This window comes from Streptomyces spongiae, from assembly GCF_009377185.1.
Classification (GTDB): Bacteria; Actinomycetota; Actinomycetes; order Streptomycetales; family Streptomycetaceae; genus Streptomyces; species Streptomyces spongiae.
Window position 1 is genome coordinate 74282 of record NZ_VJZC01000003.1, and the last position, 10874, is coordinate 85155.

Here is a 10874-nt window from a genome sequence, read left to right on the forward strand (position 1 = left end):
GTCCGTTGTCAGTGGCCGCTGGCACGATGTCCCAATGGCCCGCTTCCTGCGCCCGCTGCTCCGGGGGACGACGTACACACGCTGGTTGCACCTGTGGGTGCCGATGCTGTTCGTCAGCGTGTGGATGTTCATCGACATCTCGAAGCCGTGGGTGCCCGCGCTGGTGGTGCTTCCGGTCGGGTTGATCCCGGCCGTGCGGCACGGCGAGGGCGTGCAGGCGCACTTGCTGCTGGTGCCGGGTGAGCGGGACTCGGGGATCTCCACGGCGCAGTCGGCGACGTGGCGCGATCGGCTGCGCACGGTGCTGTGGCTGGAAGTCCGTATGGCCCTGGGCGCGGTGGCCATGTTCAGCACCGTCTGGGGGCCGGTTCTCGCCTACGACCTGACGGGGGCGGCGTTCGGGCGCGTGCCGTACGACAACCCGCTGCTCAACCACATCACGCAGCCGCACTGGGCGTACGGCCTCCTCGCACCACTCCCCCTGCTCGCCCTGTACGGCCTGGTCGTCGGTCTCGGCGAGCTGATCACGGCCATCGCGCGCCGCCTCCTCGGACCGTCCGCGGCCGAGCGGCTCGCCGCCCTGGAGGAGCGCACCGATCAGCTCCTGGAGCGCAACCGCATCGCCCGGGAGTTGCACGACTCCATCGGGCACGCGCTGACCGTGGCGGTGGTGCAGGCGGGCGCGGCGCGGGCCGCGGGCGACCCGGAGTTCACCGACCGGGCCCTGGGCGCCATCGAGGACACCGGCCGGGCCGCGCTGGAGGACCTGGAGCGGGTGCTCGGCGTCCTGCGCGAGGCGAACCGCCCGGTGAGCAGCCGCCCGACCCTGACCGAGGCCGACCGGCTGCTGGAGTCGGCGCGGGCCTCGGGTGCCAAGGTCGACGCCGAGCTGTCCGGGCCCCTGGAGACGGTGCCCGGCCCTGTCTCCCGCGAGGGGTACCGCATCCTCCAGGAGTCGCTCACGAATGTGCTGCGGCACGCCGGGAGCGTGCCCGTCCAGGTCCGTGTCGCGGTCGCGGACGGCTCCCTCGGCCTGGAGGTCCGTAATCCTCTGACGGCGGAGATACCCGGGCCGGGGCGGGGCAGCGGCCTGCGCGGGATACGGGAGCGCGCGGCGCTGCTCGGCGGCCGGGCGCACACGGGCCCGGACCGGGGCGACTGGCAGGTGCAGGTCGAGTTACCGCTGCGCTGACCGGCGGGGGCCGCGCGGGCTGGAAGCCGACCCCCGTACCGCACTGTTGATCTAGGCTGGCCGGATGCCGGTCACCGTCCTGCTCGTCGATGACGAGCCCCTCGTTCGCGCGGGGCTGCGCGCCGTGCTGGAGGCGCAGTCCGACATCGAGGTCGTCGGGGAGGCGGCCGACGGGGCGGCGGTGATCCCCCTGGTGCGGCAGCTGCGGCCGGACGTCGTGGCGATGGACGTCCGCATGCCGCTGCTGGACGGTATCGAGGCCACGCGCGCGGTGCTGCGGACGGTGCCGGAGCCTCCGAAGATCCTCGTGGTGACGACGTTCGAGAACGACGAGTACGTGTACGAGGCGCTACGGGCGGGCGCCGACGGGTTCCTGCTGAAGCGGGCGCGGCCGGCCGAGATCGTGCACGCGGTGCGGCTGGTGGCCGAGGGCGAGTCGCTGCTGTTCCCGGCGTCGGTGCGGCAGCTGGCCGCCGAGTACGGCGACGGTGGCGGGAACCGGGAGGCGCGGGTGGCCATGGAGCGGGCCGCGCTGACGGGGCGGGAGGCTGAGGTGCTGCGGCTGATGGCCCGTGGGCTGTCCAACGCGGAGATCGCCGGGCGGCTGGTCGTCGGCACGGAGACGGTGAAGTCGCACGTGAGCTCCGTCCTCGCGAAGCTCGGCGCCCGTGACCGTACCCAGGCCGTGATCGCGGCGTACGAGTCGGGGTTCGTGGCCCCGGGCTGACGGGGCGCCCGCGCTCAGCCGGTCCGCGCCCGCCCACGGATCGGGACCGCGAGGCTCTCGCCGCGTTCGGCCAGGACGAGTACCATCCGGCCCCATACGCGCACGAGCTGGGAGGACGGACGTTGGGGCAGCTGACCGGCGGGGATCCCTCGTTGCTGCGGAGGATCAATTCGGCCGTGGTGCTGCACGCGCTGCGCGCCACGGAGCATGCCACGCTGACCGAGATCACCCGGGTGACCGGCCTGTCCCGGCCGACGGTCGAGGGCGTGGTCGAGGGGCTGGTCGAAACCGGGCTCGTCGTGGAGCAGGCGGCCGAGGAGGGCGCGGCACGGCGGCAGGGGCGGCCCGCGCGGCGGTTCCGGTTCCGGGCGGAGGCCGGTCATCTGCTGGGCCTGGACATCGGCGCCCACCGGGTGACGGCGCTCCTCGCGGACCTGGACGGCCGGGTGCTGGGCACGATGTCCAAGGACGTCGCCGAGAAGGCACCCGCGGACGAACGGCTGGAGCGGCTGCGCACGACGGTCGCGGAACTGCTGCGCCGCGTGGGCGTCTCCCGCGGCTCACTGCGCGCGGTCGGCGTGGGCAGCCCCGGGATCGTCGAGGCAGACGGCACGGTACGGCTGTGCACGGCGCTTCCCGGGTGGACGGGCCTGAATCTGGGCGAGCGGCTCAGCCGTTCCTTCAAGTGCCCGGTGCTGGTCGAGAACGACGCCAACGCGGCGGCGGTCGCCGAACACTGGAAGGGCGCGGCCGTCGACTCCGACGACGTGGTGTTCGTGCTGGCGGGGCTGAGCCCCGGCGCCGGTTCGCTGATCGGCGGGCGGCTGCACCGGGGGTACGGCGGTGCGGCCGGGGAGATCGGCGCGCTCCATCTGATGGGACGCGGCGCCACGCCCGAGGCGCTGCTGTCGACCACGGACAAGCCCTTGCACCCGCTGGACGAGAAGGCGGTCGTCGAGATTCTCGCGCACGCGCGCGAGGGCGACGAACGGGCCCGCGCCGCTTTCGACCGCTTCACCGAGCGGCTCGTCCACGACGTGGCGGCGCTCGTCCTGGCCCTGGACCCCGAGCTGGTGGTCATCGGCGGCTGGGCGCCCGGCCTGGACGACATGCTCGATCCCCTGCGCCACGAGTTGGCTCGCTGCTGCCTCCGCCCGCCCAGGGTGACGCTGTCGAGGCTGGGCGAGGCGGCCGTCGCCACGGGGGCGCTGCGGCTGGCGCTGGACCATGTGGAGGAGGAACTGTTCGCGGTGGGGAGTACGGGGGCGCTCCGCTGAGAGCGCCGTCTGTGTGACCGTGACATTGCGGCTGCGGGCTGTGTGTGGCTGAGCGCGCCCACGCGGCGGAGCCGCATATCGACACAGCCCCGCGCCCCTATCGGGGCGCGGGGTCAGGAAGCGCGGCGCTCCTGGCCGTGGTGGATCTCGACGCCGCCGGAGGCGCCGAAGGTCAGCCGGCAGGTGTCGGCGCGGTAGGTGGCCACGGAGACCGCCGCCGTGCGTCCCCCGGCGAAGAAGCGGGTCGTGACGACGAGGACGGGGGCGCCGGGCAGCCGGTCGAGCTCCTTGGCGTCCTCCGCGCTGGCCGAGCCGAGCTCCACCGCACGGTCCTGGCCCTCCAGCTCCAGGTGCTGGAGCTCGCGCAGCACCGCACGCGCGCGGGCCGTGACGGAGGGTGTGTCTATGGCGGGGAGAGCGGCCACGGAGGACGCCGGCACGTAGAGCAGCTCGGCGGCCACGGGCTGGCCGCGGCTCACCCGGGAGCGGCGCACGGTGTGCACCTGCTCGCCGTGGACGGACTCGAGGATGTGGGCCACCGCCGGGGGCGGGGGCGCCATCGCGCAGTCGGCGGGCTGCCAGGCGTCGTCGGCCGCGCCCGGCCAGGTCTGCTCCTCGGTTCCGACGGCCACGCCCATGCGCGGCGGGGCGACCGTGGTACCGACGCCGCGGCGGCGCTGCAGCCGGCCCTCCAGTTCGAGCTGCTCCAATGCCTGGCGGAGAGTGGCACGTGCCACTCCGAACCGGGCGGCGAGGTCACGTTCGTTGGGCAGGATCTCGCCCACCGAGAACTCGGAGTCCAATGCCTCACTGAGCACGGTCTTGAGATGCCAGTACTTCGGCTCCGGCACCGTTTCCAGCTGCGTGGTCCCCACCCTGTCCTCCGCGTTTCGCCGTGGCCCGGCGGCGTTTTGGCGCCCTTGTTTATTAAAGGTTGTTGCACTTTCTCTGCGACCATAAGGCGGGCCCCACCCTTGGTCAAGACCAATCCTCGTACGCGGCGGTCACCGGTCGAGCGGCAGGGACAGCAACTTCTCCGGGTTGCGCATGATGTAGACCCACTGAATGCGGCCGTCCGCGACGTCGAGTTGGAACACGCTGTCGACCTTGTCGCCGGACAGGACGACCGCCGCGACGGCACCGTTGATCTCCATGAAGCGGAACGACGCGTCCGGTACGCCCTTCCGGGCCGCGCCGTGCACGAACCGCCCCACCTTGTCGGCCGATTCCAGGACCCGAACGGGCGCCTTGGCGAGGCCGCCGCTGTCGCCCATCAGGCGGACGTCGGGGGCCAGCAGCGACATGAGGCCCTCCAGGTCGCCCTCCGCCGCCGCGGCGAGGAACCGCTCGGTCATCTCGCGGCGCTCGGCCGGGTCCACCTCGTAGCGCGGCCGCCGCTCGTCCACGTGCCTGCGGGCCCGGCCGGCGAGTTGGCGCACGGCCGCCTCGCTGCGGTCGAGGACGGCCGCGATGTCGGCGTACGGGTAGCCGAATGCCTCGCGGAGGACGAAGACCGCGCGCTCCAGGGGTGACAGGGATTCCAGCACCACGAGGACGGCCAGCGAGACGGAGTCGGCGAGCACGGCCCGTTCGGCGGCGTCCGGGACGGTGTCCGCGAAGTCGGTGACGTACGGCTCGGGCAGCCAGGGGCCGACGTACGCCTCGTTGCGCGACTTCACGTGGCGCAGCCGGTCGATGGCGAGCCGGGTGGTGACCCGGACGAGGTAGCCGCGCGGTTCGCGCACCTCCGAGCGGTCGGCGCCGGACCAGCGCAACCATGCCTCCTGGACCACGTCCTCCGCGTCGGCCACCCGCCCGAGCATGCGATAGGCGACGCCCATCAGGACGGGACGGTGCTCTTCGAAGACCTCGGTCGCGGTGTCGGTGGTCACGCTCTCCATCCCAACCGACGGGTGCCGCCCTGTCCAGGCGAGTCCACCACCAAGGGATCGGGCGCGGAACGTGCGGGGGCCCTGGACCCCAGGGCGACCCCCGCGCCGACCAGGGCGCTGCCGAGTGCCTGCGCCATGCCGTACGAGCCCGTGCCGACGAGTGGGGCGGTGCAGGCGGCGGCCACCGGGATCAGGCCGGAGAAGAGCGTGGCGCGCTCCGCGCCGATGCGCTCCATGCCCATGTACCAGCAGACGAAGCCGATGACGGTGACGACCGCCGCCTGCCACAGCAGCGCGGCCGTCTCGGTCGTGTCGGGCGTGCGCAGCCAGGCGGTGCCGTCGGTGAGGACACCGGCCGCCGCCGACTCGACCGCGGCGATCCCGCACACCGTGGCCGACAGCAGTCGTGGCCCGAGCGGTCGCAGCACCGGCACGGCGAGCACCGCGAAGCCGACCTCCCCTGCCAGCGCGCACAGGGAGAAGGCGATTCCGGCGCCGTCGGTACGGCCCCACCCCTGGACGGTGAACGCGCCCGCCGCGACGAGTGACGCGCCGTACAGGACGAGCCGCTGTGGACGACGTCCCTCCATGAGGGGGACGGCCACGGCGACGACCACGGGCGCACAGCCCACGAAGACACCTGGTACGGCGGGTTCCGCGGTGCGCTCGGCGGCGATCACCGCGAGGTTGAACCCGACCATGCCAACGGCCGCGAGCAGCGCCAGTCTCGCCCACTGACGTGGGGTCAGCCGCCGCAGGGGTGCCGTGCCGCCGCGGCCGACCAGCGGGAGGAGCAACAGGCAGGCGAGGCCGTAGCGCAGGAACTGGCCGCCCGCGTACGGGTAGTCGCCGAGGACGCTGTTGGCGGTGAAGGAGGCGCCGACGAGGACGCAGGCGAGGGCGGTGAGGAGGGTCCGCGGGTGGTCGTGGCGTTCATGGCGGTGACGCTATGAAGGGAAGCGGTCCGGTTTAAGGTCCACTTTCATGACGTCATCGGGGACCAGTTCGGGCGAGGCGCACGGTCCGCCGGCGGATTCCGCTCCATGGACGGCCGCGTGGGAGCTGCTCCTGCCGGCCGCCTCCGCGCCGGCACGCGCGCGTGGGCGCACGTTGCAGGCGGCGCTGCGCGAGGCGGTCCGCACGGGACGGCTCGCGCCCGGCACGCGGTTGCCGTCCAGCCGTGAACTGGCCGCCGATCTCGGTGTGTCGAGGGGGCTGGTGACGGAGGCGTACGAGCAGCTGACCGCCGAGGGGTATCTGCGCAGCGACCGGGGCGCGGGCACCTGGGTGGGGGACGCGGTACGGTCCGCACGCCCCCGCGCACGTGACCTCGCACCGCGCTCCCCCGGCGCCCGCGCCGACTTCCTCCCCGGGACACCGGATCTCTCGCTGTTCCCACGCGCCGCCTGGGCGGCCGCACAGCGCGGAGTGCTCGCCGAACTCCCGCACCACGCGCTGGGCTACCCGGATCCACGCGGGCTGCCCCGGCTGCGTACGGCGCTCGCGGAACTGCTCGCGCGGCGCCGGGGTGTGGTCGCGGACCCGGAACGGATCGTGGTGGTCTCGGGCGTGGCCCAGGCGACGGCCCTGCTCGGTTTCGTGCTCCACGCGCGCGGGGTGCGCACCGTCGGCGTCGAGGACCCGGGGAGCCCCCAGCACGACGCCCTGTACGCCGCGGCCGGCGTCGGCACCATACCGCTGCCGCTGGACGCGGAGGGAATGGCCACCGGTCCGCTGCGGGAGGCGGGCGTACGGGTCGTGGTGACCACGCCCGCCCACCAGTTCCCGACCGGGATCGCGTACTCGGCGCGCCGGCGGGCCGAACTGCTCGACTGGGCGCGCGCGGTGGACGGGCTGGTCGTCGAGGACGACTACGACGGGGACTTCCGCTACGACCGTGCGCCCGTGGGGGCGCTCCAGGGCCTCGACCCCGAGCGGGTGGCGTACACCGGGTCCGTCAGCAAGTCCCTCGCCCCGGGGCTGCGGCTCGGCTGGCTGCTCGTCCCCCGGGCGCTGGCCGAGGAGGTCGTGGAGCGGAAGCGGACCATGGACCTCGGCCATCCGACGATCGACCAGGCGGTGTTCGCCCGCTTCGTCGAACGGGGCGACTACGACCGGCAGTTGCGGCGCTGCCAGCGCGCCTACCGGGAGCGGCGCGACGCGCTCGTGTCCGCCCTGGAGGAGCACCTGCCGGGCACCGAGGTGTCCGGGATCGCGGCGGGGCTGCACGTCATCGCCGCACTGCCCAACGCGTACGGGCCGCTGGAGAGGTTCGTGGGGCGTGCGGGGGCGGCCGGGGTCTCGGTGCGTCCGCTCGCGGACCACGGGCGGGTTCCGGACGACGGGGTGCGGTTGGTACTGGGGTACGCGCATCTGTCGCCTGCGCGGATTCGTGAGGGTGTGCGGCTGTTGGCGCACGCGGTCGCCCCCGGCGCGGTGTGAGGACGCCCGGCACGGTGTGAAGACGGGCCCGGCGCGGTGTGAGGATGCGACGCGCCCGGAGCCGTACACCGGTTCCCTTTCTCCCTGGGCCAGTTGTTCACTTGTGGTTTCCGTGTGCGCCTCGGTGCACCAGTAGTTGTGGCGTTGCACATTGGCCGGATCCGTCCCTGGAGGCGCATTCATGTCACACCGTTCGCCGAACTCCCTGCCCGGCCGCCGCAGCGTGCTGCGCGGCTCTCTCGCCGCGTCGGCGGCCCTGGCCGTGCCCGCCACGCTGGGTGCGGCACCGGCGTTCTCCCTTTCGGGGCGGCCGAAGGCCGGATGGGGTGTGCAGACCGGGGACGTGACCGCGCACTCCGGCCTGGTGTGGGTACGTTCCGACCGGCCGGCCCGGATGATCGTCGAGACGTCCGCCACCGAGTCCTTCCGCAACCCGGCCAGATGGCACGGCCCGCTGCTGGGCTCCGGCACGGACTTCACCGGGACGACGCGGCTGCGCGGCCTGCCGTCGGGCGAGCAGATCCACTACCGCGTCCTGCTGGCCGACCCGGACGACCCGCGCCGCACCGGCGAGCCGGTCACGGGCACGTTCCGTACGACATCCGACAAGCGCTGTGACGGGGTGCGCTTCGTGTGGTCGGGCGACCTGGCAGGACAGGGCTGGGGCATCAACCCGGACCTCGGCGGCTACCGCATCTTCGACGCGATGGGCGCGCTGGACCCGGACTTCTTCCTCTGCAGCGGCGACAACATCTACGCCGACGGCCCGATCGCGGCGACGGCGACGCTTCCGGACGGCAGTGTGTGGCGGAACGTCACCACCGAGGAGAAGTCCAAGGTCGCCGAGTCCCTGGCGGAGTTCCGCGGCAACTTCCGCTACAACCTGCTGGACGAGAACCTCAGGGACTTCAACGCCCGGGTGCCGTCGGTCATCCAGTGGGACGACCACGAGGTGCGCAACAACTGGTACCCGGGCCAGGTGATCGCGGACTCGGACACCCGGTACACCGAGAAGAGCGTCGACGTCCTGGCGGCGCGTGCGCGGCGGGCGTTCAGCGAGTACTACCCGATCTCCACGCTGCAGCCCGGTGAGCGCGACGGCCGCGTCCACCGCGTGCTGCGCCACGGCCCGCTGCTGGACGTGTTCGTGCTGGACATGCGCACGTACCGCAACGCCAACTCGCCGGACAACCAGACCACCGACCCGCAGGGCATCCTCGGCGCCGAGCAGTTGGAGTGGCTGAAGCGCGAGCTGGCGCGGTCGCGTGCCGTGTGGAAGGTGATCGCGGCCGACATGCCGCTCGGCCTGGTCGTCCCCGACACGACCGAGGGCAAGAAGAACATCGAGGCCGTGGCGCAGGGGGACCCGGGCGCGCCGCTGGGCCGTGAGCTGCAGATCGCGGAGCTGCTGCGGTTCATCAAGCGCCGCAAGGTCACGGGCACGGTGTGGCTGACCGCCGACGTGCACCACACCTCCGCCCAGCACTACCAGCCGTCGCGGGCCGCCTTCACCGACTTCGAGCCGTTCTGGGAGTTCGTGTCCGGCCCGCTCAACGCGGGTGCGTTCCCGGCGAGCGCCCTCGACAACACGTTCGGCCCGGAGCGGGTGTTCGTGAAGGCGCCGACCGCCTCGAACGTCTCACCGGCCGGCGGCTACCAGTTCTTCGGCGAGGTCGACATCGACGGTGACAGCGGGGAGCTGACGGTACGGCTGCGCGAGCAGGACGGGACCGTGCTGTTCACGAAGGTGCTGCAGCCGGGACGAGTCGGGCAGTAAGCCGGGCGGTAAGCCGGCCGGTAAAACCAGGCAGTAAAGCGGGCAACTATACAAACAGCAACAAAGGTGAGGAAAGACACTTTACCGATCAGTCACAAAGCGTTCGCGATCACGCAACACCCTACCTTCACAGTGGTTGCATGACTTCGAACGAATCTGATGTGAGGCGGGCGGCGAACGGCCGCCCCGTACACCACCGGCGGCGGAAAGCGGCCGAACTCGCCGCGCTGTTCACGGCAGGGTTCCACTCGTGGTGGTCACGCCGCCACGGTCACGCACCACCGGCGGACGATACCGGCGCCCGGCCGCTCCCCGAGGGGGAGCAGGCCGGGCCGTCCGGCACCGACACGGCCGACGACGAGGCGTCGGTGCTGTGGCGGATGAGGACGACGGTGAAGGACGAACCCGGTTCGCTGGCCGCGCTGTGCACGGCACTGGCCGGCCACCGGGTGGACATCCTGAGCCTGCAGACGCATCCGCTGGCCGAGGGCACGGTGGACGAGTTCCTGCTGCGTTCGCCCGAGGAGTTGTCCGCGAACGAGATCACTCACACGGTCTCGCAGGCGGGCGGCGCCAGTACGTGGATCGAGCGGGCCGACGCCCACGACCTCGTCGACGGGCCCACGCGAGTACTGGGCCTCGCCACGCGGACGGCGCTGGACGCGGCGGAGCTCCCGCTCGCCCTGCGCCAGTTGCTGGGCCGGTGCACCATCCGCTCGCTCCCTGCCACCGCGCCCGGCTCGGGCCGGGGCCAGGACGGCGTCCCGGTCGAGGGCGCCCTGGAGGACACGGTGATGCGGCTGCGGGCGCCGGAGGGCGGGGTGATCACGGTGGAGCGGCCGTATCTGCCGTTCACGCCGACGGAGTTCGCGCGGGCGAGGGCCCTGGTGGAACTGGACGCCCGGCTGGGTCCGCGGATCCCGCGCAGCCAGGACGTGCTGACGCTGTCGGAGGGCAGCGACATCACCGTGCGGCGCGCCGACACGGACGACCTCGACGCGGCGAAGGCGATGCACGCGCGGTGCTCGGCGCGCACGCTGGGCATGCGCTACCACGGTCCGCTGGGTGACGCCGACCGTTACCTCAACCACCTGCTGAGCCCCCGCTTCGGCCGCACCCTGGCCGTGCAGACCGCCTCGGGGAAGGTCGTCGGTCTCGGCCACCTGCTGTGGGACGGCGACGAGACGGAGGTCGCGCTACTGGTCGAGGACGCGTGGCAGCGGCGTGGTATCGGCGGCGAGTTGCTGGGCCGGCTGGTGACGATGGCGGTCGAGGCCGGGTGCTCCAGTGTCTACGCCGTCACGCAGTCCTCGAACACCGGGATGGTCGCCGCGATGCGCGGGTTGGGGCTCCCTGTCGACTACCAGGTCGAGGAGGGCACTCTGGTCATCACCGCCCGCCTGGACGCGACGCCGGTGGCTGCCGCCCGTCTGCCGTATGAGCGGGAGCGGAGCGAGGGGTGGTTGGCGCGGGACTAGTACGGGGCGTGCGGCGGTGGGGTGGCTGACCGTGGGATTCTCGCCCCCGCCGCCCCTACCCGTCCCATCCCCGGGGCTCCGCCCCGGAC

9 protein-coding genes and 1 pseudogene are annotated in these 10874 nt (G+C 72.9%); 6 read left to right on the top strand and 4 right to left on the bottom strand.

All coding sequences use genetic code 11. The annotated features are described in order from the left end of the window. Positions 1-34: 34 nt before the first annotated feature. The 3 genes from FNH08_RS01205 (at position 35) to FNH08_RS01215 (ending at position 3196) form a co-directional block, all read left to right on the top strand. Complete coding sequence (locus FNH08_RS01205) at positions 35-1192, top strand: sensor histidine kinase (RefSeq protein WP_152769338.1); 1158 nt, start codon at positions 35-37, stop codon at positions 1190-1192. A gap of 64 nt (positions 1193-1256) precedes the next feature. Beyond that, positions 1257-1919, top strand: coding sequence for a response regulator transcription factor (locus tag FNH08_RS01210; RefSeq protein ID WP_152769339.1), 663 nt, complete (start codon positions 1257-1259; stop codon positions 1917-1919). A gap of 122 nt (positions 1920-2041) precedes the next feature. Beyond that, complete coding sequence (locus tag FNH08_RS01215) at positions 2042-3196, top strand: ROK family transcriptional regulator (RefSeq protein WP_152769340.1); 1155 nt, start codon at positions 2042-2044, stop codon at positions 3194-3196. A gap of 113 nt (positions 3197-3309) precedes the next feature. Here the strand turns inward: FNH08_RS01215 and FNH08_RS01220 are convergent, their stop codons facing one another. The 4 genes and pseudogenes from FNH08_RS01220 to FNH08_RS53820 form a co-directional block, all read right to left on the bottom strand. Beyond that, a complete protein-coding gene (locus tag FNH08_RS01220) occupies positions 3310-4071 on the bottom strand; it encodes a GntR family transcriptional regulator (protein ID WP_322723436.1) in 762 nt (253 codons plus the stop codon). A 129-nt stretch (positions 4072-4200) separates the two neighbouring features. Next, a complete protein-coding gene (locus tag FNH08_RS01225; protein WP_322723438.1) occupies positions 4201-5088 on the bottom strand; it encodes an RNA polymerase sigma-70 factor in 888 nt (295 codons plus the stop codon). After that, positions 5085-5678, bottom strand: a complete 594-nt coding sequence (locus tag FNH08_RS53815) for a DMT family transporter (protein ID WP_265579721.1) — start codon at positions 5676-5678, stop codon at positions 5085-5087. The genes FNH08_RS01225 and FNH08_RS53815 overlap by 4 nt, the downstream gene beginning before the upstream one ends. Beyond that, positions 5670-5939 (bottom strand): annotated as a pseudogene (locus tag FNH08_RS53820) (EamA family transporter); the annotation flags it as partial. The gene FNH08_RS53815 and the pseudogene FNH08_RS53820, both read right to left, overlap by 9 nt. Before the next feature lie 133 nt (positions 5940-6072). Here FNH08_RS53820 and pdxR point away from each other — a divergent pair. The 3 genes from pdxR to FNH08_RS01245 all read left to right on the top strand — a co-directional run bounded on the left by pdxR (position 6073) and on the right by FNH08_RS01245 (position 10785). Further along, on the top strand, positions 6073-7530 hold the full coding sequence (gene pdxR / locus FNH08_RS01235; protein ID WP_152769342.1) for a MocR-like pyridoxine biosynthesis transcription factor PdxR: 1458 nt from the start codon (positions 6073-6075) through the stop codon (positions 7528-7530). 181 nt (positions 7531-7711) lie between these two features. Next, positions 7712-9307: an alkaline phosphatase D family protein gene (locus tag FNH08_RS01240; RefSeq protein WP_152769343.1), complete on the top strand. Its 1596-nt coding sequence runs from the start codon at positions 7712-7714 to the stop codon at positions 9305-9307. A 140-nt stretch (positions 9308-9447) separates the two neighbouring features. Further along, positions 9448-10785 carry a GNAT family N-acetyltransferase gene (locus FNH08_RS01245; protein WP_152769344.1) on the top strand — a complete coding sequence of 446 codons (1338 nt, stop codon included), beginning with the start codon at positions 9448-9450 and terminating at the stop codon, positions 10783-10785. The last annotated feature ends 89 nt before the right edge of the window (positions 10786-10874 follow it).

Coding starts and splice junctions, on each gene's coding strand:
- FNH08_RS01205 (WP_152769338.1), top strand. CDS start 35: ATGGCCCGCTTCCTGCGCCCGCTGCTCCGGGGGACGACGTACACACGC.
- FNH08_RS01210 (WP_152769339.1), top strand. CDS start 1,257: ATGCCGGTCACCGTCCTGCTCGTCGATGACGAGCCCCTCGTTCGCGCG.
- FNH08_RS53815 (WP_265579721.1), bottom strand. CDS start 5,678: ATGGAGGGACGTCGTCCACAGCGGCTCGTCCTGTACGGCGCGTCACTC.
- pdxR (WP_152769342.1), top strand. CDS start 6,073: ATGACGTCATCGGGGACCAGTTCGGGCGAGGCGCACGGTCCGCCGGCG.
- FNH08_RS01240 (WP_152769343.1), top strand. CDS start 7,712: ATGTCACACCGTTCGCCGAACTCCCTGCCCGGCCGCCGCAGCGTGCTG.
- FNH08_RS01245 (WP_152769344.1), top strand. CDS start 9,448: ATGACTTCGAACGAATCTGATGTGAGGCGGGCGGCGAACGGCCGCCCC.